Origin of the sequence: Nitrosomonas nitrosa (assembly GCF_003051105.1) — a bacterium.
Classification (GTDB): domain Bacteria; phylum Pseudomonadota; class Gammaproteobacteria; order Burkholderiales; family Nitrosomonadaceae; genus Nitrosomonas; species Nitrosomonas nitrosa.
Genome location: NZ_QAOO01000004.1, coordinates 104,493 through 128,233 on the forward strand (window position 1 = coordinate 104,493; position 23,741 = coordinate 128,233).

Here is a 23,741-nt window from a genome sequence, read left to right on the forward strand (position 1 = left end):
TTTAGCCTGCTATTACATGATAAATGGGTAAAGTAACAGCAAATGTGCTGCCCACCCCCCACTCGCTTTTCACATGTACGCACCCTTCATTGGCTTGCGTCAAATTTCTTACTACAACCAACCCTAAACCAATACCCCGCGCTTTCGTGGTAAACAAAGGCTGGAATAGCCTGCCTAATTGTTCTTGCGACATACCGATGCCATGGTCTCGCACATTAATCGTCACGGTTTCCGCTTTTTTGCCAACTTGTGCCCAAATTTCCAACGATCCGCCTTCCGGCATTGCCTCGATGCCATTGCTGATCAAATTGCGGAATACCTGCTGAATTTGTATGGCATCCACAAACAAAGGAGGGAGTGATTCTGGAAGATCGAGTTTGATCGTCACAGATGGCGGTATAGTGCATTTTCTCAAGGTTTGTTCCAGCAACGGTACGATGTAAACAATATCTCGTTGGGGTGGCTTGGTGCGTACCGAATCCAATAAATCACCCACGATACGGTCCGCTGCCGCGATTTCATTTTTAATGATTTCGAGATACTCCAAAACGGTCTCATCCGCGTCGGACAACACCATCTGCAAAAAATAAACCGCATTGCTCATCACGCCGAGCGGATTGCGTAACTCATGCCCCACGCTGCCCGCCACTTGCCCTAGCATGGAAAGCTTTTCCTTGCGCACCAATTCCTCCTGCGCCTCTAACAACGCTTTGGTGCGCTCGGTAACTTTGATCTCAAGCGCCTGGTTTAATCTCTGGAACTCTTCTTCCACACGCTTGCGCTCGGTAATATCTTCAGTTTGAGCAACAAAGTAGATAGGATTTCCTTGCGCATCACTTATTAGCGAAACACTCAACCGCACCCAAACGACGTGCCCCTTCTTATGAAGGTAACGCTTTTCCAACTGGTAATGATTGATTTCTCCCGCACTCAATTGTTCTACCAGTTCGAGATCGGATGGGAGATCATGCGGATGAGTTATCTCCTGGAATGTCAAATGCAACAATTCCTGCTCTGAATAACCTACGATCTTGCAGAATGACCGGTTAACTTTCAGCCAGTGCCCATCCAGTCCAACCAACGTCATGCCAATGGCTGCGGTCTGGAATGCCATACGAAAACGTTCTTCGCTTTCTCGCAAGGCCAACTCCAATTGCTTCTGCTCGTTAATGTCTTCATAGACACCCAGCAGACCGATGACATCCCCTCTTTGATCATGCAAAGGGGCCTTGGAAGTACGCACCCAGATGCGCTCTCCCGATGCGGTTATCAAGCGCTCTTCATAGGAAAGTTTGGCAGTATTGGTACTTATCACCTGCCGGTCATCGGCACGGTAGAGCTCAGCAAACTCCTGCCAAATCAACTGAAAATCATCCTTGCCAATCAAGTCTTGTGGCAACGCCAACCCCGCATCCTTGGCAAATGTCGTGTTGCCGCCTAGATAACGTGATACACAATCTTTCCAGAAAACGCGCATGGGAATGGTTTCGATAATCCGGGTAGTAAGCTCTTGTTGCCGACGGACTTGTTCTTCTACCCACATCCGCTCGATGGCAACCGCGATAATCCTTGAAATCGAAAGCAGCACATCGATATCCTCTTGCGGCCACACCCGATGTTGCAAACACTCATCAAAACCAAGGAAGCCATAGTAGCGACCGCCCACAAAAAGCGGAACAACCAGAATAGAACGAATATCCTGGCGCCGCAAAATTTCCATTACGCCTTCATCGGGAATTTCGTCAATATGAGTAAAACAGATATTTTGACCACTCCTGAGTGTACTTACCCACCATGGCGCTATATTAGAAGATACCTCTTGATTGTTTTCCTTGTGTGGTGCTATACCCGGCGCGCACCATTCATGAGTGTTGTCCATCGTGTCTGTCTCATGACGATGCTCGAACAGGTAGCTACGGCTTACTGCCATCACCTCCCCTATTAAGGCAATACTCTGTTCCAGAAAATCATGTAGATTGTCAGCCGCCAACGCCATGCTAGAGATCCGTGAAAGCAGGTTTTCATACGTCAATCGCCGGAAAATTATCTCCTCCGCCCGCTTACGTTCGGTAATATCACGCAGTATGCCGAATACTGCAACAGACTCGCCATGACCTATCGCAACGCTTTTGATTTCAGCGTCCAGATAAGTCCCTTCTTTCCTCATGAGCCGCATCGGAAAAGCAGGAATCACCTCTCTCGCTAATAATCTTTCGAAAAGCGCCTGAACTCTCGCTTGATCCCCGGGATAAACAAGGGGTGAGAAGTGTTTGCCTATCCATTCACTTGGCAACCATCCCGTCAGCCGTTCAAAAGAAGGACTGATCGAGGCGAGCGTGCCATCCGATTCAACACTAAAAATAATGTCATCTACGGCATTAAAAATACTACGGTAACGCGCTTCACTTTCACGCAATGCCCCTTCCATTATCTTGTTTGCGGTCAAATCTTCACACGTGATAATGTTTTTGTTTCCTAAGGATACGAAAGAAAACCGGATATACCGCTTTGTGCCGTCTTTACAGGTAACCGTTGTCTCCATAGGCACTATGCGGCCGCAACTTTGCATCGCTTGCTCGACTCTACTTGTCCATTCTGTTTTGACCATTTCCCGATATTGCGCATCGGGATAAGCAAGCGGCCACCAGCATTCAGCATTGGGAACATCCTCTACCGTATAACCCAATAGCTCGGTAAACCGCTGATTCATCAGAATCACGGCTTTATCGTCGCTTCCTGTCACAATCTTGGCGATGGGTGCGTGTTCGATAATGGCCATGAAATCCGCTTCCCGCTGCCTTAGCAATCGTTCCGTCTGTTTACGCTCGGTAACATCCCTAAAAAACCCTGCCTGATATCTTTTGCCACCTATCTCGAGATAGGCAACCGTGATATCCGCAATAAAAACATGGCCATCCTTGCGCTTGACGGGGATATTTTCAGCCAGCCCCCCTTTTTGACCTGCAAGACGCATAAACTCACTCATGATAGCGATCAGCTCCTCCTCTGGATGGATAGCCTGGACAAGCATGCCCTTGATTTCATTGGGCGTGTAACCTAGCATCTGGCAAAAGGCAGCATTTCCGAGCAAAATCTTCGTACCTTCCACTTCTACAAGAGAGATGCCGTCAGTTGCATTATCAAAGATGGCTCTGAACAGTGCTTCTGATTCGTTCAGTCCTCCACCGGCATCTCCATGCTTGATGCCCGATGATGCCCGATATTGAGTGATTTTCTTCATGGCGCGGCTTCCTTGTCTGGAAGAAACGTCGCGTTTCTTCCCTATTAAATCTTGTCAAACGGGCGATGCGCCCAAGCCAACATCGATCTATCACCCGCTATTCATTAACCAAGCCCCCCTCAACTAGAAGGTTTCAGTGGTTTGCAAGCAAATGCAGGCAAGACTAACAAAGAGGTTAAAATGATCAGAATCAACCCGATTGACAATAACAACCCCATACTCGCCAATCCCAAATGCGGCGTGAAAGCCATGCTGACAAAACTACAAAGGGTGGTCAAATTACAGAATACAACGGCACGTGCAGTACTGGTATTTAGTACATCTTGCTCCCGGTCAGGCATGGCACGCAATCTAAGCATGATATAAATTCCGCTGTTTACCCCTAACCCCATCAACAAGGGTATCACAATGATATTGGCAAAATTGAATGGATTATCCAACAACACGGTCGAAGCAGCGGTGAGGATCGACATCATCAGCAAAGGCAAAAGAATCAGGCTGGCATCCTTGATGTTTCGGTGCATAACAAGCAACACGGTAGAAATCGCAAGCAAAGCTCCAATGAGTGCCTTCTGGAAAGCTTCCACCACTGCGTTGCCCGATTCGAGGTAAATAACGGGCAAATCGGTCGCATTGATCGATACGGTCCTGACATCAGCAATGAATTCTTTGAGATTCTCGTGGTCGTTGAGGTTCTTCCGAGGAAAGGCTTGAACCCGGTAAACACCTGCGGCATTGAGCCAACGCTCAAGTAGGTCTTTAGGCAGCGCATCCAAGGAAACGACATCAGCTAGCAACCCTTGCAGCAACCGATCCATCGAAGTCTTGAGCGTACCGAGCAAGCTGTTTTGCAACTGATCCAATAGCGCTGCCTGCTTAGCCTCAGGCAGTGTTTCTAGCGCCTTCAATAGTCGCTTCACATCGTCTCGCAACTGACGCAGGCTCCCAGCAAGCACATTGGCTGGATCGGCAGCCAAGCTTTCTTCGATTCGAGTCAAGAAACGCTCCAACGCCTGTTTGTGATTTTCCAGGGTATCGTCGAGCACAGGCGGAAAAGTGGAGATAGGCAATCCCAACATGAGAGAAAGATCCTGCAGTACAGCCAGTTTCTCTTCTTGATTTTCCGGCACGAAATTGAGCACTGTAATCGCGTTTTCGACAGATCCCAATGCAGCTAATCTCTGCGCAGTCTGCTCTGCTTCCTCTTTGCTGTGCGCCAACACCGTTAGCGTGAAAGGTGATGTTTGTTTGGTATCCAGCAATTCCCTGAAAGTCGATAAGGATTCACTATCAGGATCGCGCAAATTGAGGGGATTGAAATCGAATCGCACTTGGGTCAGGAAAGCTAAGCTAACTAGGGTAAGCGATATAGCCGTCCATTTGATGGCAGTCCGATGCTGCATCGGAAAGTGATAAACCCACTGCGGAAATGTGCTCCGGTCCAATTTCACCGTGGCTGGATTCAACGGAAATAGAATCAACAATGCAGGCAGCACCGTCAAAGAGATGATCAGTGCAATGAACATCCCTCCTCCGGCAATCACTCCCAATTCCGATACCCCAACATAAGCAGTTGGCATAAAAGAAAAGAAACCTGCAGCAGCGGTCAGGGCGCACAGTGCAATCGACGGCGCCACTTTATGCACTGCCTCCATCAGCGCCTGGAATTGAGTAAAATTCTGCCGAAGCAATTCACGGTAGCGTAAAGAAATCTGAATGGCGTAATCGACACCAATACCAATATATAAAACGGCAAAAGAAATGGAAATCAGATTGAGATGACCAATTGCGAAAGTGGCAAAACCGACGGTCAAAGCGAGCCCCATCAACAACACCACGAAAGTGATCAACACCAACCGCAACGAACGGAGGCCGATCAAGAGTGTAAGGCAGACTAATATGAGAGAAAAAATGGAAGCCATCGTCGCGCTACTTTCCACGCTTTCCAGTTCATCATGCTCAAGCACGACTTCCCCGGTCAATCTAATGCGTACGTCAGGAAATTGCGCTTTTGCTTCCTCAACGATGGTACGAATACTCGTCAATGCCCTCTCCGTAGGCACCAAAGCGCTGTAATCGAGTTTCGGCTGGAGTACGATAAAACGCTGCGTTGTCAGCATTTTTGCATCACCACCAAAAATCATTTGCTGCCACGAGAGCTGATATTGCTCGCCAGTCTGTGCTGCACGCATCGCTTGGCTGATTTTTTCCAACAACGGGTTGAGATCCACCGGCAATTCACGCCCCTCGGTCGTGATGGCAAGCTCGATGATGGAGAGCAGGCCTTTCAGACTATTGTCCTCAGCCAATGTACCGACAAAAGGCTGAGCCTCAGCCAAAGTATCGGCCAGTTCGTTGAGTTCCTCTAGCTTGAGATAAAGCAACCCGTGGCGATCAAAAAATTCGCCTTCCCCAGGAATAAAGACCGACTCGATGTGTTGTTCTTCCGCACGAAACCTTTCCCCAAGATAACTGAGTGCTTCGGTAGTTTTTTCCGGGATCTCAGCATCAATTACTACCAGTACCGCCTGTTCGTCCTGAGGAAATGCCGCAACCAGGCGTTCTCTATCCTGGCGGAAAGGCAATTCTTCTGAAAGCATTTTGGTCGTATCGGTATCGATCCCCAGGTGACCCGCAGCATAATGCAAGCTTAGAGCACATAACATCAATACCAATAAAATCAGTGTTTTGGGAAAATGCAATACGTTCCTTTCCATTTTCTCTAGCCAAATCCCAAAACGCGCGCCCATCATTTTCATCGTCTCCCCTTATGTTGGTGCAATACAATCTTCAGCAATAGTATAGTCCCAAAAAAGCAAACACCGCACGCTAATCCTTACCAAAAATGTGAATAAGATACTGATTATTATACTAATTATTCTTATATCGTATCCTTCCCTGTAGGGGTAGTAAAATGGTAAAGATGCTTCATCAGTTTTCGAGTCTCTATTGCCGAAGGCAGGCTCTTTATTGCGGCATATAGCGCAATGAACTGACTGTGCGGTGTAATTTATTGGGAAAGCAAAAACCTTCAATGACTTGAGGGCCGCCCTACAGCTTCAAAAATTTTAGTCCCAGGGTAATAGGTTATTCCCCAGTTGGCTAGAGCCTGAAGTACAGGTTTGAGATCTTCTCCCTTTTTTGTCAATACATATTCATAACGAACCGGTTTTTGTTGATAGGTCTGTTGAGTAATAAGTCCAGCAGCTTCAATTTTCTTTAACCTGTCCGCCAATATGTTGGTGGCAATTCTTTCTGGGGATTTCAAGAATTCTTGAAAGCGTTTTTTACCCAGCAGCAGATCGCGGATCACTAACAAAGTCCATTTGTCACCGAGGAGATCAAGTGAGCACGAGATCGGGCAATTTGATCGCTCAAAAATCAGTTTATCCAGTTCCTCAGCCATACGTTAGTTTTTATTGAGAAATAAAAGGGGAGCATGCTCACTTACATTGAGTGATACTGATACTTGTAATTTATAGATACTTGCATAATACAAGTGTACAATATTTAACCGATTGGATTATACAATCGATCGATTAGCCAATTAATAAAGATGATGTTGAGGATCAACTGCATGCTAAAACTTTACCAATTCGAACGTACTTGGGGAATCCCGAACTTGAGCCCATTCTGCTGCAAAATAGAAACCTATTTGCGAATGGCTGATATTCAACACGAAACCAAGTCGGCTTTTCCTTTCGATGCGCCCAAAGGTAAGTTACCCTATATTGAAGATCAGCGTGAAGCAATAGCTGATTCTCGTTTTATCATTAGTTATCTAAAATCAACCTACGAAAACCTGGATAAAAACTTAACTGAAGCAGAATTGGCGTTATCCGTTGCCATACAGCGCTTACTTGATGAACATCTGTTCTGGGTCATGCTTTATTCACGTTGGCAATACACCGATGAAAATTGGCAAATCAATAAAAAAGCAATTTTTGGTCGGTTACCCCCCATTATCCGGCATATTGTTGCCAGTAGTTGGCGTCCAAAAATCATACGGCAGATATATGGTCACGGCACCGGCAGGCATCAAGCAGAAGAAATTTTTGCATTAGGCAATCAAGATATCGAAGCGGTATCGGCTATTCTTGGAACTAAACGATATTTTCTAGGAGATCGCCCCACCACATTAGATGCATGTGCTTTTGGTCACTTAATCAATATCATAGGCTGCCCAATTGAATCCCCGATTAAAGAATTCAGTTTGTCAAAAAAGAATTTGGTTGATTATGTCGACAACATTAAAGCGGAATTCTATCCAGATCTATAGGGTAATCCAACCAAAAAGCGTGATCTTTAAGGGTGCTGATTTTACTGGAAATCAGCATCGACCTTTCTTGGCCTGTCCCGGAGGGCAGTGATAGCCTGGGTGGCCACCACTGGGATAGCCATATCCAAAGCGCGGATCCATGGCGGGTGCACCATAATAAGGAACAGCCGGTGGAGCCGTATAATACCGTCCGCCCCCATAGGGTGCAGCATGACGGTGACCATGATCCGTCGTGGCCGCAGTTCCGGCTGCCGCACCCAGCGCGCCGCCAACAATTGCGCCTTGGCGGCCGCCGATTTCATTGCCAATCGCTGCGCCAGCCGCACCACCTAATGCTCCACCGATTGCTGCATCCAGTGTTGAATTATCTGCATTAGCCTGCAATGACATCAGTGCAAGCATCCATAAAGCGTATTTAATTTTCATAGTGTTATCCCCCTAGCAAAGTAACCGTATGAGTGTTTATTAACGTTATCTATCATCATAACTTTAGAAGCTATAACCACTTTTCCCATCACGGCTAGTTTAAACGAATGCGCTATCAGTCGACAGTTACGTCTGTTTAAAATCCTACAACGTTACCGCTTGGCTTCACTGCTGTAAAAGATTCTGTATTTTGAGCATAGCGATACTTAACTGAACCAATGATGAATAACCAGTATAGTCAAACTACGACAGTAGCTTGATGAAACGGGTACCTTCCCACTACCGAAGTAAATAGGTCTCATCGTAGCAGCGACATCAAAGCCGCTTCATAATCCATTTAATCGAAGCATCTTCCTCGCTGGTACTCACCTCAAAACCCAGACGACGCACCAGTTCCAACATAGAGCGGTTGGTGGCCAGCACCTCACCCTGCATGAGCTTGATGCCTCTCGCACGCGCCGCATCGAACAAGCAATTCATGAGCTTGTTACCGATCCCTTTCTTTTGCCATTCATCGGCCACGACCAGGGCAAACTCACACGTTTGGCCATCATGACTGGCCACATAACGGCAAACCCCCAATTCTTTCTCATGCCCGTCCTCTTCCAGCACGGCAATCAAAGCCATTTCACGGTCATAGTCGATTTGTGTGAAACGCACAAGCATAGGCAGCGAAAGCTCCTGCAATGTATCCATGAAACGAAAATATTTAGATTCTGCCGATAAGTCTCGCACGAATGCCTGCTCGATCTCGGCATCTTCAGGTCGTATGGGACGAATGGTCAGATCGGTACCGTCCGGCATTTGCCAATGCGTGATCAAGTGGACCGGATAAGGGTGTATCGCCATATGCGCATAGCGATCGACAGAGGGCGGCAGGTAATTAACCACCATCCGCGCATCTACCGCGCACGCTCCGTTTTCATCCACGATCAATGGGTTGATATCCATCTCCTTGATCCAAGGAAGTTCACACACCATTTCTGACACACGCATCAATACGCTTTCCAGCGCAACCATGTGGATAGGTGGCAGATTACGGAATGCGGTCAGAAGTTTTGCAATTCGCGTTCGTTGAATCATATCTTTCACCAGAAAACGATTGAGCGGCGGGAGAGCAACCGCACGGTCACCTAGCACTTCGACCAGCACACCGCCCGCACCAAACGTAATGACGGGCCCAAATACCGGATCGCTGGTAACGCCGACCATCAATTCCCGCCCATTGGGTTTGATAATCATCGGTTCAACAACCACCCCATCTATCCGTGCATTGGGGCTGTTCTTCTGAATCGACTGAATGATTTCATGGTAGGCCGACCGGACTGCCTGTGCATTACCCAGATTGAGCCGTATCCCGCCAGCATCCGATTTATGCGATATATCGGGCGAATTGATTTTCATAGCAACCGGCAAACCCAACTCTTCGGCAAGCAATAATGCTTCATTCGGAGAGCGCGCCACCATCGTTTTGGCGATCGGTATATGAAAAGCAGCCAATATCGCTTTCGACTCCATTTCGTTTAAAGTTTTACGATGCTCGGCCAACGCACCCTCGATCAACAAACGCGCCCCTTCCACATCGGGTGAGCTATAGCGCGAAATCGGACCCGGTGTCTGCATTAGCAGTTTCTGATTCTGGTAGTAAGCCGATATAAACGAGAACACTTCAACAGCGGGTTCAGGCGTGCGAAAGTTTGGTATTTTTGCTTGGTTAAAAGCTTGCCTGCTTTCAGCGACTTGTGCTTCGCCCATCCAGCAGGCGATGAGCGGCTTGTCAAATTTTGCCGCCACCTCGATCACGGTGCGCGCTACTTCCGATGGCCGGGTCATTGCTTGCGGCGTCAGAATCACGAGCGCACCATCCACTCCTTCATCCTGCAGGCAGTGCGTAACAGCATGACGGTAACGATCTGCTGTCGCATCGCCGATGATATCCAAGGGATTGCCATGTGACCAGGTCACCGGCAATCCCGCGTTCAAGTCGGATAGCGTCTGCTCGGACAACGTGGCAAGTGCAACACCCAAATCTACCGCCCGATCGCTTGCCATAACGCCAGGCCCACCCCCATTGGTCACGATTGCCAATCGGTTGCCACTTGGGCGAAAATTTGTTGAAAGCGCCTGCGCAGCAGAAAATAGCTGCACGATGGTATTGACCCGCACAACCCCAGCACGCTGCAACGCCGCATCGAATACGTCATCCGCGCCTACCAGCGCACCGGTATGAGAAAAAACGGCTTTTGAGCCCGCTTCGTGACGACCTGCCTTGACCACAAAAATGGGTTTGATCCTCGCCGCTGCGCGTAATGCGCTCATAAAACCACGTGCGCGCTGGACACCTTCGATATACAGCAAGATGCTCTCTGTATGCAAATCGGATGCAAGATAGTCGAGTATTTCCCCGAAATCCATACCAGCCGCCGTACCCATTGAGATGATGCTAGAAAAGCCGATATCATTCGGTCGCGCCCAGTCCATAATCGCCGTACAGAATGCGCCCGATTGTGAGACCAGAGCCAACCCGCCCGCTTTTGCACCGCCTTTGCTGAAGGTCGCATTCAATCCCACTCGTGGGCAAAGAATGCCGAGACAATTCGGACCAATCAACCGCATGTTATAGCGCTGCGCGTTTTCAATCACGGCACGTTCAAGCGCCACTCCCTGCGGCCCGATCTCTCTAAAACCCGCTGAGAGTACCAAAGCAAACCGGACGCCTCGCTTGCCGCAAGACTCGATGATATCCGGCACGGTCGCTGCGCGGGTTATGATGACAGCGAGATCGACAGATTCATCAATCTGCTCGATACTCGCGTATGCGCGCCGCCCCTGGATTTCATTGTGGTTAGGATTGACGGCATAAAGCCTGCCCTGAAAACCACTTCCCAGCATGTTTTTGTATACGATTTCTCCGACCGAATCTATCCGGCTGCTTGCGCCGATGACTGCCACGGACTTGGGAGAAAAAAGGGGACTTAGGTAATGTCTGTTCATCGATCTTTCTATTTTTGTTTATATTGCAATGACGAGAGCATAGAAAGGTTTCCAGAAAAATCGCGCTGTGCGCGTCTTATTTCATGTATTAGCGCTTATTTCATACTATCTCCCTGCCTATTTCATCCTTATGGTAGCACTATTTCTAGTACACTATCTCCCACTGAATTCAAAGCCATTACAGATTAACATTAAGTTGAAGGGGGAAATCCATGATCTTCTGGCGCGTGAAATCGCTAGACGCTATTCTCGCCACAGCCGAAAAGAAAAGTCTTGATCGTTCTCTCGGTGTATGGCAGCTCACACTCCTGGGCGTAGGCGCCATCATCGGAACCGGTATTTTCGTATTGACTGCTGAAGCGGCACAAAAAGCAGGACCAGGCATGATGATTGCTTTTATCATTGCCGGCTTTGTTTGCGCGGTAGCAGCGCTGTGCTATTCCGAACTTTCTTCGATGGTGCCGGTATCCGGTTCGGCTTATACCTACTCCTATGCCGTACTCGGTGAATTTATCGCTTGGATGGTCGGCTGGGCATTGATTCTTGAATACTCCGTTGCAGCTGGGGCTGTCGCTGTAGGATGGTCCGGCTATTTCGTGGGTTTACTGAGCAATTCCCTTGGCATAGAAATCCCTTTTGCACTTGCGAATGGGCCATTCTCTGGCGGTATCATCAATTTACCTGCCGTTGCTATCTGCGTATTGATTGTCGGTCTTCTAGTCATCGGCACACGGGAAAGTGCGGCATTCAATGCCGTGCTGGTAGTAGTCAAGATCGCCGCTCTAACCCTTTTTATCGCACTGGCATTTCCTGTCGCCAACATGGAGAATTTTCAGCCATTTTTACCACTGGGCACATCGGGTGTAGTGGCCGCTGCCGCATCGATCTTTTTCGCGTATGTCGGCTTTGACGCTGTTTCGACCGCTGCGGAAGAAACCAAAGATCCACAACGCAATATCCCCCTCGCGCTCATCGGCTCATTGGGAATATGCACGTTATTCTATCTCGTCGTCTCGGCGGGTGCGGTGGGAGCAGTTGGCGCACAACCGTTGATGGATGCTGCAGGAAAAGGACTGCAGCCCGGCTCGCTAGCACTCGCTGAGCAATGCCAATCACTCGCTGCTGTCGGACAACAACCCATCGTCTGCTCACGGGAAGCGTTGGCACATGTTCTACGGGAAATTGGTTGGGAAAAAGTGGGTAACCTACTCGGTCTTGCCGCTTTTCTGGCATTACCTTCCGTCATTCTGATGATGCTATTTGGTCAGACGCGTATCTTTTTCGTCATGTCTCGCGACGGGTTGTTGCCAGAAGTGCTGAGCCGCATCCACGCCCGTTTCAAAACACCGCATATCGTCACGATGGTGACCGGTGTCGGTGTAACTTTTGCTGCAGCTTTCCTGCCGGTCGGGAAGTTAGCAGATATCTCCAACTCCGGCACTTTGTTTGCCTTTATGGTCGTGGCACTCGCCGTCATGATACTTCGCGTCAGGGATAAAAACCGCCAACGTCCCTTTCGCACACCTGCCATTTGGTTAGTTGGACCACTGGCTGTAGGTGGTTGCATCACGCTCTTTCTGTTTCTGCCTACGGATGCCAAGCTGGTCTTTCCGATTTGGACCGGGATCGGTTTGATAGTCTATTTTCTGTATGGTTACCGGAAAAGCCATGTCGCATTGGGTATCGATACCCCCTCGGGAGGCGAAAACCTCATCGAGCCGATCCGGCCACTCGCAGATTACCATAAAGATACTAAGCATAAAAAGATTGAGGTCGATCAATAATGGATTGGTGAGTAATGTATTCTGCTGAAGGGAGAAAGTCATGTACACCGCCTATATCACCCATCCCGCCTGCCTTGAACACAATATGGGATATGAACACCCAGAATCACCCGAGCGGCTGCGTGCGATCGAAGATCAATTGATCGCTTCAGGCATCTTGCCGCTCTTGCAGCAGCATGAAGCGCCACGCGCAACCCATGAACAACTCACGCGTGTACATACAGAAGATTATCTTCGCACGCTTGAAGCCGTCGCACCCCAACGTGGCTTGATCAGCCTCGATGCCGATACTTTCATGAATCCCTTCACGCTGGAGGCGGCATACCGGGCGGCTGGCGCGCTGGTGCTCGCCACCGATCTCGTCATGACCGAAAAAGTGGAAAATGCTTTTTGCAATATCCGGCCGCCTGGGCATCATGCCACACGTGATCAGGCCATGGGTTTCTGTTTTTTCAACAATGTCGCGGTCGGAGCAGCCCATGCCATGGCACAACATGGTTTAAAGCGGGTCGCGATCGTGGATTTCGATGTTCACCACGGCAATGGCACCGAAGCTATTTTCAAGCATGATTCACACGTCTTGCTGTGCTCAACTTTTCAGCACCCTTTTTATCCCTACTGCGGAGCAGACAGCAGCAGCGAGCATATTATCAACGTACCCCTTGTTGCGCACGCTGATGGTCAAGCATTTCGTGCCGCGATCACCGATCGCTGGCTACCAGCATTGGCAGCCTTCCAGCCAGAAATGATCTTTATTTCCGCCGGATTTGATGCCCACCGCGAAGACGACATGGCTTACCTGAATCTAACCGAATCGGACTATAGCTGGGTCACCGAGCAGATCCAAACAATTGCCAAACGATACGCTAAGAAGCGGATCGTATCGGCATTGGAAGGGGGTTACGCACTGCACGCGCTTGGCAGGAGCGCGGCTGCGCATATCAAGGTTTTGTGTGGATTGTAGTTATTTTTGGTGATTATGAATATTGGGCACTTTCACACCCTCGAAATACTGCGCCGTTTCATTGGATACCGCCTCACTCACCGTTTTTGCAAGCTTTTGCAACGCGTCCTGTAACAGCTTCACCCCTTCTTCATCAGTTGCAGCCGCCCTCGCTTCGGCCGTACGTAACTCCCATTCCGAAAGGGCGAGCTGCAAAGTCAGTTGTGTCTGTGTATAGAGCTGCCACGCTTTCTGCCAATTGAAAAATGCATTAGCAGCCGCGACTAGCGCGATCAGCCAGGCAAGGATGGAAGCCACTTTCGCTTGCCACTCAGCAGGCGATAGCTGTGTAATAAAGGGCAAGCTAATGCTCAGGAACAGCAAAATAAAGCCGCTAGCGCGGAAAGCCATCCGACGGCTCGGCGCGCGCTTCTGGTAAAAATCAATGTACCAAAGCACACTACCCGATGTGGCAGCATCCTTAAAAAAACGCTGTTCTTGTAACGCGGAAAGAAAGGCTTCTACTTTGGGTAATGAATTTGTCATCGTTAGATTAAACTCCTGATACCTCTTCAAGTATTAAGGTGATAGCGGGAAAAGACGCTTAGGCACCCACCAAAGAAAAACGACCATACCCAACAATTCGACCAGCGATTGAAAAACAATCACCACTGCCACCCAATCGAAAGGATGTGGCAAAGCAAGCGCAAGCGGCAATACGACGAACGAATTCCGGGTACCCAAGCTGAACGCCAGGGTTCTACCCTGCATCTGTGTAAGCGCAAACCAATGCGTTAGAACACGCGCTATCACACCCGCGACGAACAAAAAGGCAACGAATAGCGGTAGCAGCCAACCGAGAAAAGATGTTGCCCCAACAATGACACTTACCTGGGTAGCCGCAACCAAAAAAATAACAATGGCAAGCAGTGGCACTGGCAACCAGGCTAGCCCATGCAACAAACCACGCCGCTCTTGACTACCTCCCACCCATTTCTCCGTCAGATAGGCAGCCAGCAATGGCAGCAGGATCAGGCCGATAAATGCTATAAGCATAGCATCTTGCGCTAAGGTAACGACAAGCTCTGCACCCAAAAACACCCATAGATAAACGGGTAACAGCACGATCTGCAATAGCAAGCTGATGGGGGTAAACGCAATTGCCTGCCGGGTATCGCCACCACTTAGATGTGTGAATGTGATAAACCAGTCGGTACAGGGAACAAGCAAAACCAGCAGCATGCCTAAGCGGATGGCGGGTTCAGCGGGCGCCAGCAACATCAGTCCCCCTACGACAAAAGGCAATAATATGAAATTACCTACGACAGCCGCCGCTAAAAAATGCGTGTTGATAAATGCCTCACGAGAATGCGTAAGCGGGATCTGGGCAAACGTTGCATACAGTAACACCCCTAGAACGGGCCAAAGCAGGGCATCCAGAAGTGGCACCCCATGGGAAAATAAAGCGCCTATCACCATACCGCAAACCAACGCTGCCAGGTAGATGATGACTTGGAATTGCTCAAGGGATTGACGTGTGATGAGCATAAGCGCAACAATGAAGATACCGTGTGAAAGCTTTCATCATAAAGGTGATGCGACTTTTACGTTATTTCTGATATTTCCCAAAATAACCAGCTTGCTTTCAAGTTATTACCGGTTTTCTTGGTTCAAAATCAGCCCTTCACCGGATTCTTCATGCAAGCCCAGCGCATAGAATACAGCCAAAGCAGCGTAAGCGTCATTTGCCGCGTAAAGAAGTTGGTTGGGTAGTAAATGCTGTCGCGCCCAATTTGAAGTTGATACAGCCTTTGATTTCCGCAATCGGCGCTGGAGCACAATGGCCACCGCCGCTTTCGCGCCCACCGCTTGACGAAAACCGGCCTGTCGAAGCGCAGTTGCCAGATCCAATGTTGATCGCGCTTGTGCACCGTACTTGAGCAGCAAGGCGGCTCGATCAGTCCTGAGACCAAACCCAACCTTCACGATTGCTGCTGATTCAAGGATAGCTTTGAAGAATTCATGCGCAGCTGCATTATTGGTCTGGACGATGAACGCACGCTCCCGCATAGCAAACTGCACAACATGTGGCCCGGTTGAGCGCTCTCCCTTAGCAAAGGTCGGTTTGCTCTCAGTATCGAAGCCGACAAACCGTTCGCGGATCAACTGTTGACGCGCATCCTCAAACGCTGCAGTCGTTGTAAGCAGATCAATACGATCTAGCGGCAATCCCGAAAAGGGCTCAAGTTGAGCGATTTCATCCTGGGTCGGACGCCGCGTGGAGACTGAATTTATCTTGAAATGATGCATCAGGCTTCAGGAATACTTGGCAACATAATGTCCAATGAGAACCAGCCAGCAGATGATCATGACCGAAGGAATGGCAAAGGCGACCAAGGCCGATACGCTTCCTTTGGCCAGCAACCAATTCGTTTTACGTGCTTCGAGAAGATATCGAACACGCTCATCGATTTCTTCGAGTTTTTTCATGGCGCTTGCCTCGATCACATGCGTGAGCCAATTCAAGTAAATCCAGATGAGCGATAAAATCAAACCCACGCTCATCAAAACCCAAACAGGAATGAAAACGGGATTATCGGCAGTGGCCACAAGTGCGGTTGCGGCGAATAACATCGACTGGAAAACCAGCAGAATGTTATTGCGTTGCGCAATTGTCTGCACTTCAAATTTAACGATATCGTAAAAAAACGCCTTGTCGTTCATCCCCTCTCCCGGGGAAAGTTTATTGTTATTCTTACTGAAAAACACTTTTATGCACGATGTATATAACAGAAAAATCGATAGAGGGTTGGTCTGGATTTTAAAAGCCGAAACTGCAAAGGGTTACAGCCTCTCCTGGAACTGTCCAAATTATTGTGTACCCTATCGCTATGCAAAATCTGGCGAACTCATCGATGAATATTTATGGGTTCAGAGCAACCAAGCAGTTCCTAAGAAAGTGAACACAATAAACCGTTAAGTTAGTTTCGCAGCTGAACCACTAAAAAATCACATGTATCCGGTTGCGCCCTGCTTTTTTGGCTTCATAAAGCGCATTATCCACACGCGCCAGCAATAAAGTTGGTGATTTATCTTCGAGCAAACTATGACTAATGCCAATACTGAGGGTTATGGCAATTTTATGCTCTTTTAACTTATTGCCAACCTCGGCAACTTGCATACGAATCCTTTCAGCAGTCTTGATGGCGGCATCAGCCGTAGTTTCAGTTAAGATCACGACAAATTCGTCTCCGCCATACCGTGCAGCAAAATCGACACTTCGAATCGAGTTAGCCAGCACTTTAGCGACAGCGATTAAAATTTCATCTCCGACGATATGTCCAAGATTGTCGTTGAGTGTTTTAAAATGATCGACATCGATCATCAGTACCGAAAAAGGCCGTTTATTACGTCCAAACCTTGCAAGCTCATCAGTGAGTACCGCATCGAGCTTGCTTCTATTCAGCAGCCCTGTCATGCTATCCGTCACTGAAAGTGCCTCCAGCATTTGGTTTTGTTGCCGCATCGCGGCATTAGCCGCCATTATTTCCTCATGATTCTGCTGCAACTTATCGGTCATCAGGTTGAACATATTGGCGAGCTGGCCGACCTCATCGCTTTGCTTCACATCGACACGCACATTAAGATCCCCATCGACAATGTGCCGTGTAGCCCCTATCAAACTCTCCAACGGTATGACGATAGAACGACCAATATACAAGGCTACTGCGGCAACAATAATGATTAAGACGCTCACGAACCCGAGAAAAAAATTGCGTAATCTTATCCAAGCCGCATAAATTTCATTGTAGTCCCGTTCCACCAACACAGTTACAGGAAGCATCTTAGGTACATCGAACAGACCAATCACTTTGGGTTGCGTCAGTCCAGTAAAACTCATCAATTCACCAGGCTTTGCTTTTAATTTCTGCAGCACTGCCTCATCTATCGCCATTGAAGGGGGAATATCCGTTGTACTTGAAAGCAATACATGGCCCGTCTGACTGAGTAAAACAACTTCTCCTGGGGTAGGATTAAGCGTGTCATCCATGCTATCTCTAAACGCACCAAGATTAAGCGTGGCAATAATGGTTCCTATGAACGCATCGTCATAGGATAAAATCGGAACAATAATATTGAAGATGGCTGTTTGATATTGCGCATTCCAATGGAGGGAAGAAGCCCAGACGCCTTCCATCAGCCAATTGTCCTGCTGCAACCGCTGCAGCCAATCTTTTGACAAATCGCCAATATCGGGATCCGATACACTGCTGGCAATGACGCGGCCTGTCGCATCGGCCACTGTCAGCTCCAGAATTGAGCCTAGTTTTGCTTGGACCGATCGTAAGAAATGGGCGAGAACTTGCTCTGTCTTCTCAGCGTCATTGGCAGCAGTATAGTGCTGCATCGCAGACAGACTATTAATAATCAGACTCGATACGGATATCGCACGGATCGCCTGGTCATTCTCGTTGACCCACAAATCCAATTCGCGACTGACGTTCCGTGCCAGAGCGCGCAATTCGCGTGTCACATTATGACTGACCAATTCTTCATTTTGCCGGAAAGACAGTAAGCCAAGCGCTAACGACGGAATAAGCGTAGCAATTACTGAAAAGGTGATAATTTTGTTTTTTATACTTTTCAATCTCAAGATTTCCTGATACAGATCATTTTTATACCTACAGAAAACTTATATCTGATCGCATAAAAAACATATATTGATCGTTGATTAATTACCGACTACTTTCTTTCCTCAGCCGAAAAAATGTTAAAAACGATTTGCAGTGCCGCTGCAGCCACCCAAAAGTGGTACAGAACCGTATTCTCACTTTGCATCGTTTACTTTGAATGCTTTTTCCAGAACGCCCGCAAGCCAGCCTTGAAAGATCAAGTTTAAAATCAGCGCATTTCGTTACTTGCAAGCGTCAAAAAATTTATCGGTCTTATTTTTATCGAGTGTACGTATTCTATCTTATTTTTTGATTAATTCTCCGCTTACTTCTGCCTGCCAGGCTACAAACCCCAACAAAATCCATCCTCCTTAGATTTTGGTTCGTTGTATAGGTATCAAGTAATCAGCAAAACATCTAGCCGCTGCAGACCAACTGAACGTTTCTGCTCTGGCCCGCGCTTTCCTGCGCGTAATTTGCAACGCCTTCATTGTGGCTTCTCTGAGATCATGGGACATCACGCCCGCATCACTTCCGCCGATAACTTCCAAGGGGCCGTCGACCGGATAACAAGCAACCGGCGTTCCGGTGGCCATCGATTCCAATAATACCAATCCGAACGTATCCGCTGTACTTGGAAATACAAAAACATCTGCACTTGCATATAAGGCTACCAATTCTTCCCGGGGCAATATGCCTAACCAATATACCTTGGGGTAACGCTGCTTGAATTGCTTCTCCAGTGGGCCGACCCCGCAAACTATTTTACTTCCCGGAAAATCCATTTCTAAAAAAGCATCGATATTCTTTTCGTACGAAATGCGCCCCACGTACAATGCGATTGGCCTGGGCAAAGCACCTAACGCTGAGAAAGAAATGGGATAATCATGATATTTGAAGAAATCGATGTCGACGCCATGCGACCAGGCTTTGAGGTTTTGGAAACCTCTTTTTTGCAGGCCCAGCAGTACAGATTGCGTTGGAATCATCACCCCCGACGAAGGTTGATGGAACCGTTTGAGTAACGCATATCCCCATGAAACGGGAACTTTGACCGATGCATTGAAAATCTCCGGAAATTTGGTATGAAAAGCCGAGGTAAAAGACCAACCAAATTTCAAACATAAAGAACGGGCTGCCCAGCCTAGAGGACCTTCCGTAGCGATATGAATGGCATCCGGCTGAAGCTTCGTCAAAATATGGTGTAATTGTGTTTTGGGGCGTATCGCCAGATCAATGCCAGGATAACCAGGACAGGGACGAGTTCTAAAAAGGCCGGGGTGGATGACCTCAACACGATAGCCCAATTTTTCCAGCTCGACGATGAGCTCAACGAGTGTAGTCACAACGCCATTGACTTGCGGCTGCCATGCGTCGCTTATCAGCGCGAGCCTCATGCCAACGCCTCATCTTTTTCTTTGATTTTTGCCGTAGCTGGCACCGTTTCGGGCATCACCCTCCCTTCTGGTACCGTCCTCATGGCTATTTTTTCCAACTCCCGTTCTGTTTGGGGCCAATGAATCAATTCCATCGTGCCATCAAAGTGTTCTACAAGCGCCGTCAGACTCTCTACCCAATCACCGTCATTGCAATACAATATGCCATCGATATCGCGTATTTCTGCATAATGAATATGCCCGCAGATCACCCCGCCAAGCCCGCGACGACGCGCCTCCATCGCAACAGCCCGCTCAAACGAAGTGACATAGTTCACTGCTGTCTTGACTTTGTGCTTGAGGTATCTAGAAAGCGACCAATAGGGCAATCCCAAACGAGCACGCAATGAACTTAAATACCTGTTCAGCTTTAAAGTCAGCTCATAAAGGTTGTCACCCACATAAGCGAGCCATTTTGCACACTGGATTACGCCATCGAAATAGTCGCCATGAACTACCCAGAATTTTCGACCATCGGCGGCTTCATAAACAACTTCGTCCACAACTTCTATTCCACCAAAGGAATGCCCAAGGAATTGTCGTGCGAATTCATCGTGATTACCTGGGATATAAACAACTTTGCATCCTTTCCGGACACGGCGCAGTAATTTCTGGATAACATCGTTATGCGCTTGCGGCCAATGCCACCGTCGGCGCAACTGCCAACCATCGATGATATCGCCAACAAGGTAAAGCTGTTCACTGGAATAAACCCTCAAGAACGCTAGCAAAGCCTGTGCTTGACAACCCGGCGTCCCAAGATGAATATCCGAAATAAAAATAGTCCGAACCTTAGGTTTACGTGTTTCCTCTGAAGCATTCACTGTTTCTGGAGCAGGTTGCAGAAAGTCGTGCACATCGGTAGGTAATGGATTGGATGGCTTCATATTTACCCCAAAAAATGTTTACGATAACGGCTAGGCAAATCATCTATTCGCATCAGCATCGGCAAATCGGCAGTATTAAAATTTGAGTCCCACGCTGGCGCACCGAGCACCTTCGCGCCTACCCTCAGATACCCTTTCATCAAAGCAGGTGGATCTATTTCTAATGTTTGATCCAGCACATCAAGCGGTAAGGGACAACGCGGCTTCACTTGATACTCGCTGCTTGCCAAATGCTTATCACGCATTTCACGCCAAATACTTGCTGCCGCATGTCCCATCCCAACACATTTACCATCTTCCGATCCTAAATTCATAGGGATACTGACACAGCCCACGATGTCTTTTAATTGGCTTCTCATCATAAAATGGACAAGCTCTTTCCACAGCGCCATGATCACCCCCCCATGCCGGTAATGTTTATGGACACAACTCCGCCCCAATTCAGCCATATGGTCACGCAAGGGTTGCAACGGCGTTAAATCAAATTCACTATCACTGTACAGTCTTCCTGCAAGCCTGGCTTGCGCAGGTGTCAGTACACGGTAAGTCCCAATCACTTGCCAGCTATCACGATCTCTTACCAACAAATGCTCGCAGTAATCGTCGAAAATATCGATATCATAACCTGGCACAATTTCGGGTAGCTTTGCGCCCATTTCACCAGCAAAAACCTCATACCTTAATTTTTGAGCTTCGCGCACTTCGCTTTGATGCTTTGCCCAGGTCGTCACGATGCCGGATTTGCTCACCCAATCCGGCGGGAAATACGGCGCAGCCTGAGGCACTTGCACACTTTCGCAAGAAAATGCATGATGCAATACATCCGCAGATAAAATAAACGAATCGCTCATGGTTCACTCCTTTAATGGTTGAATTGATGAATCATACGACCCATCAGTCACCTACCATTTTTGGGGAATTGCATGATTTCTCTATGTCAGTTTTATGAAATTCTTATGACACAAAACCCCCATCTCAAGCTTCGCTCAAGAAACCCATTTGCAACAGCAAAAAATTGACAGCGCCCTCTATTTAGCATAGTATTGCCGGTCGATTTGAGACTAAAAAATACGCCTAATAAGAGTGGAGTGAGATAAGTTCAGTGAAAACCTTTTCAGCTAAACCGCATGAAGTCGAGCATGATTGGTTTGTTATAGACGCGACTGATAAAGTTTTAGGAAGATTAGCCGCAGCGATAGCGCATCGTTTACGAGGAAAGCATAAGCCCATTTATACGCCTCACGTTGATACGGGCGATTACATTGTTGTCGTCAATGCCGACAAAATTCGCGTGACGGGTAATAAGGCAGAAGACAAGAAATATTATCGGCACAGCGGTTACCCGGGGGGTATTTATGAAACAAATTTCAAAAAAATGCACACCCGCCATCCCGGAAGGCCTTTAGAAAAAGCCGTGAAAGGAATGCTGCCCAAGGGCCCTCTTGGCTATGCTATGCTTAAAAAACTTAAGGTATATGCGGGTGGTTCCCATCCTCATACCGCCCAGCAACCCAAACTATTAGAAGTTAGAGCTTAAAATTTATGGCAATAAATTATAATTATGGAACGGGCCGCAGAAAAAGTGCTGTTGCCAGAGTGTTCATCAAACCGGGAAACGGCTCGTTTATCGTCAATAATAAACCGGTAGACGAATATTTCTCCCGCGAAACAGGCCGCATGATTGTCCGGCAGCCGCTCGAGTTGACAGGCAATACAGAGAATTTGGATATCATGGTCAATATTTGCGGTGGAGGTGAATCAGGACAGGCCGGTGCAGTCCGCCATGGAATAACACGCGCTTTGATCGACTATGATGAGACGCTAAAACCCGTTCTCAGCAAAGCGGGTTTCGTGACACGTGATGCACGTGAGGTCGAGCGAAAGAAAGTTGGTTTACGCAAAGCTCGTCGGCGCAAACAATTCTCTAAACGATAATTTGTTTTTCTTTCAAAAAAGCCGCCTCAATACTGGCGGCTTTTTTGTTTTATTATTTCAATCGAGATAAACTATTCCGCATAAATAGCTATGATTAAAGTCGGTATCGTTGGTGGGACAGGCTATACAGGCGTTGAACTGCTTCGCATTCTTGCCCAACACCCCAAAGTAAAATTAAAAGTCATTACCTCCCGGCAAGAAGCTGGCATGGCTGTTGACGAGCTTTTCCCCAGCTTACGTAAGAAAATTACGCTTAAATTCTCCGATCCTAGCAAGGCCGACCTCAACAAATGCGATCTCGTTTTCTTTGCGACCCCGAATGGGGTCGCCATGCAGCAGGCAAGATCCCTATTTGACGCGGGTGTTAAGATCATTGATTTATCGGCTGATTTCCGCATCAAAGATGTTGCGGAATGGGAAAAATGGTATGGCATGTCACATGCCTGCCCTGAGCTGGTAGCAGAAGCCATCTATGGCTTACCTGAAGTCAATCGAGCATCGATAAAAAATGCAAAACTTATTGCCAATCCAGGCTGCTACCCTACCGCGGTACAACTTGGCTTTCTGCCACTCATCGAGGCAAAAATAGTCGATATGAATCAACTCATCGCCGACACGAAATCTGGTGTATCTGGTGCTGGCCGCAAAGCAGAAGTACATACATTATTCCCAGAGGCGGCAGATAATTTTAAATCCTATGCCGTGCCAGGGCATCGCCACCTGCCAGAAATCAAACAAGGACTCTCCAATATCGCCAGAAAACAGATTGGCCTTACATTCGTGCCTCATCTGACACCCATGATACGTGGCATCCATGCTACCTTATACGCAACACTTACAAAGCAAATCGATTTACAAACGTTATACGCTGATCGCTATGCCAACGAGCCCTTTGTCGACGTACTGCCTGCAGGCAGTCACCCAGAAACACGCTCTGTGCGTGGATCCAATTTCTGCCGGATCGCAGTACATCGTCCACAAGGTGGCAATATAGCGGTAATCCTCTCGGTAACGGATAATCTGGTCAAAGGTGCCGCCGGACAAGCGGTGCAGAATATGAACATTATGTTTGGTTTACCGGAAACATTAGGAATAGAACATGTCCCTTTGTTACCTTAAACATGATTGTAATGCTCAGTTTTT

At 48.0% G+C, this 23,741-nt stretch carries 19 protein-coding genes; 6 read left to right on the forward strand and 13 right to left on the reverse strand.

What is annotated here, in order from left to right; all coding sequences use genetic code 11:
• Position 1: 1 nt before the first annotated feature.
• The 3 genes from C8R30_RS03035 to C8R30_RS03045 form a co-directional block, all read right to left on the reverse strand.
• Positions 2 to 3,241, reverse strand: a complete 3,240-nt coding sequence (locus tag C8R30_RS03035; protein WP_107789524.1) for a PAS domain S-box protein — start codon at positions 3,239 to 3,241, stop codon at positions 2 to 4.
• Positions 3,242 to 3,360: 119 nt separating this feature from the next.
• A complete protein-coding gene (locus tag C8R30_RS03040) occupies positions 3,361 to 6,000 on the reverse strand; it encodes an MMPL family transporter (RefSeq protein WP_107789525.1) in 2,640 nt (879 codons plus the stop codon).
• A gap of 272 nt (positions 6,001 to 6,272) precedes the next feature.
• Entirely contained in the window at positions 6,273 to 6,647 is a 375-nt protein-coding gene (locus tag C8R30_RS03045; protein ID WP_090669356.1) for a winged helix-turn-helix transcriptional regulator, read from the reverse strand.
• Between the two features lie 171 nt (positions 6,648 to 6,818).
• Between C8R30_RS03045 and C8R30_RS03050 the strand changes: the two genes are divergently transcribed.
• Positions 6,819 to 7,520, forward strand: coding sequence for a glutathione S-transferase family protein (locus C8R30_RS03050; RefSeq protein WP_107789526.1), 702 nt, complete (start codon positions 6,819 to 6,821; stop codon positions 7,518 to 7,520).
• 51 nt (positions 7,521 to 7,571) lie between these two features.
• Here the strand turns inward: C8R30_RS03050 and C8R30_RS03055 are convergent, their stop codons facing one another.
• Complete coding sequence (locus C8R30_RS03055; RefSeq protein ID WP_090669350.1) at positions 7,572 to 7,946, reverse strand: hypothetical protein; 375 nt, start codon at positions 7,944 to 7,946, stop codon at positions 7,572 to 7,574.
• Positions 7,947 to 8,261: 315 nt separating this feature from the next.
• Entirely contained in the window at positions 8,262 to 10,940 is a 2,679-nt protein-coding gene (locus tag C8R30_RS03060) for a bifunctional acetate--CoA ligase family protein/GNAT family N-acetyltransferase (protein WP_107789527.1), read from the reverse strand.
• A 212-nt stretch (positions 10,941 to 11,152) separates the two neighbouring features.
• Between C8R30_RS03060 and C8R30_RS03065 the strand changes: the two genes are divergently transcribed.
• Positions 11,153 to 12,724 (forward strand): amino acid permease, encoded by a 1,572-nt coding sequence (locus tag C8R30_RS03065; protein ID WP_090669344.1) that lies wholly within the window; start codon positions 11,153 to 11,155, stop codon positions 12,722 to 12,724.
• A 40-nt stretch (positions 12,725 to 12,764) separates the two neighbouring features.
• Positions 12,765 to 13,688, forward strand: coding sequence for a histone deacetylase family protein (locus C8R30_RS03070; RefSeq protein WP_090669341.1), 924 nt, complete (start codon positions 12,765 to 12,767; stop codon positions 13,686 to 13,688).
• Here C8R30_RS03070 and C8R30_RS03075 read toward each other — a convergent pair whose 3' ends face one another.
• The 8 genes from C8R30_RS03075 to C8R30_RS03110 all read right to left on the reverse strand — a co-directional run bounded on the left by C8R30_RS03075 (position 13,689) and on the right by C8R30_RS03110 (position 21,514).
• The gene (locus C8R30_RS03075) at positions 13,689 to 14,213 is read right to left on the reverse strand and encodes a DUF4231 domain-containing protein (protein WP_090669338.1); all 525 of its coding nucleotides are present in this window, start codon (positions 14,211 to 14,213) and stop codon (positions 13,689 to 13,691) included. It lies immediately after the preceding gene.
• A gap of 33 nt (positions 14,214 to 14,246) precedes the next feature.
• Positions 14,247 to 15,215 carry an arsenic resistance protein gene (locus C8R30_RS03080; RefSeq protein ID WP_090669334.1) on the reverse strand — a complete coding sequence of 323 codons (969 nt, stop codon included), beginning with the start codon at positions 15,213 to 15,215 and terminating at the stop codon, positions 14,247 to 14,249.
• Positions 15,216 to 15,320: 105 nt separating this feature from the next.
• On the reverse strand, positions 15,321 to 15,977 hold the full coding sequence (locus tag C8R30_RS03085) for a 3'-5' exonuclease (RefSeq protein WP_090669331.1): 657 nt from the start codon (positions 15,975 to 15,977) through the stop codon (positions 15,321 to 15,323).
• Positions 15,978 to 15,983: 6 nt separating this feature from the next.
• Entirely contained in the window at positions 15,984 to 16,391 is a 408-nt protein-coding gene (locus C8R30_RS03090; protein ID WP_090669328.1) for a RipA family octameric membrane protein, read from the reverse strand.
• 277 nt (positions 16,392 to 16,668) lie between these two features.
• Positions 16,669 to 18,315, reverse strand: a complete 1,647-nt coding sequence (locus C8R30_RS03095) for a sensor domain-containing diguanylate cyclase (protein WP_244888053.1) — start codon at positions 18,313 to 18,315, stop codon at positions 16,669 to 16,671.
• 396 nt (positions 18,316 to 18,711) lie between these two features.
• Positions 18,712 to 19,737, reverse strand: a complete 1,026-nt coding sequence (locus tag C8R30_RS03100) for a glycosyltransferase family 4 protein (RefSeq protein ID WP_090669325.1) — start codon at positions 19,735 to 19,737, stop codon at positions 18,712 to 18,714.
• Positions 19,734 to 20,663 (reverse strand): UDP-2,3-diacylglucosamine diphosphatase, encoded by a 930-nt coding sequence (locus tag C8R30_RS03105; protein ID WP_107789528.1) that lies wholly within the window; start codon positions 20,661 to 20,663, stop codon positions 19,734 to 19,736. The genes C8R30_RS03100 and C8R30_RS03105 overlap by 4 nt, the downstream gene beginning before the upstream one ends.
• A 2-nt stretch (positions 20,664 to 20,665) precedes the next feature.
• Positions 20,666 to 21,514 carry a GNAT family N-acetyltransferase gene (locus tag C8R30_RS03110; RefSeq protein WP_107784505.1) on the reverse strand — a complete coding sequence of 283 codons (849 nt, stop codon included), beginning with the start codon at positions 21,512 to 21,514 and terminating at the stop codon, positions 20,666 to 20,668.
• A gap of 251 nt (positions 21,515 to 21,765) precedes the next feature.
• Here C8R30_RS03110 and rplM point away from each other — a divergent pair, with 251 nt between their 5' ends.
• The 3 genes from rplM to argC all read left to right on the forward strand — a co-directional run bounded on the left by rplM (position 21,766) and on the right by argC (position 23,717).
• Entirely contained in the window at positions 21,766 to 22,200 is a 435-nt protein-coding gene (rplM, locus tag C8R30_RS03115) for a 50S ribosomal protein L13 (protein WP_090669315.1), read from the forward strand.
• A 5-nt stretch (positions 22,201 to 22,205) separates the two neighbouring features.
• Complete coding sequence (gene rpsI, locus C8R30_RS03120) at positions 22,206 to 22,598, forward strand: 30S ribosomal protein S9 (protein WP_090669313.1); 393 nt, start codon at positions 22,206 to 22,208, stop codon at positions 22,596 to 22,598.
• Between the two features lie 90 nt (positions 22,599 to 22,688).
• Complete coding sequence (argC, locus tag C8R30_RS03125) at positions 22,689 to 23,717, forward strand: N-acetyl-gamma-glutamyl-phosphate reductase (protein ID WP_090669311.1); 1,029 nt, start codon at positions 22,689 to 22,691, stop codon at positions 23,715 to 23,717.
• Positions 23,718 to 23,741: the final 24 nt, after the last annotated feature.

Excerpts from the sequence above, each read along its gene's own strand:
- C8R30_RS03080 (WP_090669334.1), bottom strand. The coding sequence starts at position 15,215 with ATGCTCATCACACGTCAATCCCTTGAGCAATTCCAAGTCATCATCTAC.
- C8R30_RS03085 (WP_090669331.1), bottom strand. The coding sequence starts at position 15,977 with ATGCATCATTTCAAGATAAATTCAGTCTCCACGCGGCGTCCGACCCAG.
- argC (WP_090669311.1), top strand. The coding sequence starts at position 22,689 with ATGATTAAAGTCGGTATCGTTGGTGGGACAGGCTATACAGGCGTTGAA.
- C8R30_RS03060 (WP_107789527.1), bottom strand. The coding sequence starts at position 10,940 with ATGAACAGACATTACCTAAGTCCCCTTTTTTCTCCCAAGTCCGTGGCA.
- C8R30_RS03050 (WP_107789526.1), top strand. The coding sequence starts at position 6,819 with ATGCTAAAACTTTACCAATTCGAACGTACTTGGGGAATCCCGAACTTG.
- C8R30_RS03100 (WP_090669325.1), bottom strand. The coding sequence starts at position 19,737 with ATGAGGCTCGCGCTGATAAGCGACGCATGGCAGCCGCAAGTCAATGGC.
- C8R30_RS03075 (WP_090669338.1), bottom strand. The coding sequence starts at position 14,213 with ATGACAAATTCATTACCCAAAGTAGAAGCCTTTCTTTCCGCGTTACAA.
- C8R30_RS03105 (WP_107789528.1), bottom strand. The coding sequence starts at position 20,663 with ATGAAGCCATCCAATCCATTACCTACCGATGTGCACGACTTTCTGCAA.
- C8R30_RS03070 (WP_090669341.1), top strand. The coding sequence starts at position 12,765 with ATGTACACCGCCTATATCACCCATCCCGCCTGCCTTGAACACAATATG.
- C8R30_RS03035 (WP_107789524.1), bottom strand. The coding sequence starts at position 3,241 with ATGAAGAAAATCACTCAATATCGGGCATCATCGGGCATCAAGCATGGA.
- C8R30_RS03090 (WP_090669328.1), bottom strand. The coding sequence starts at position 16,391 with ATGAACGACAAGGCGTTTTTTTACGATATCGTTAAATTTGAAGTGCAG.
- C8R30_RS03055 (WP_090669350.1), bottom strand. The coding sequence starts at position 7,946 with ATGAAAATTAAATACGCTTTATGGATGCTTGCACTGATGTCATTGCAG.
- C8R30_RS03045 (WP_090669356.1), bottom strand. The coding sequence starts at position 6,647 with ATGGCTGAGGAACTGGATAAACTGATTTTTGAGCGATCAAATTGCCCG.
- C8R30_RS03065 (WP_090669344.1), top strand. The coding sequence starts at position 11,153 with ATGATCTTCTGGCGCGTGAAATCGCTAGACGCTATTCTCGCCACAGCC.
- C8R30_RS03040 (WP_107789525.1), bottom strand. The coding sequence starts at position 6,000 with ATGAAAATGATGGGCGCGCGTTTTGGGATTTGGCTAGAGAAAATGGAA.
- rpsI (WP_090669313.1), top strand. The coding sequence starts at position 22,206 with ATGGCAATAAATTATAATTATGGAACGGGCCGCAGAAAAAGTGCTGTT.
- C8R30_RS03110 (WP_107784505.1), bottom strand. The coding sequence starts at position 21,514 with ATGAGCGATTCGTTTATTTTATCTGCGGATGTATTGCATCATGCATTT.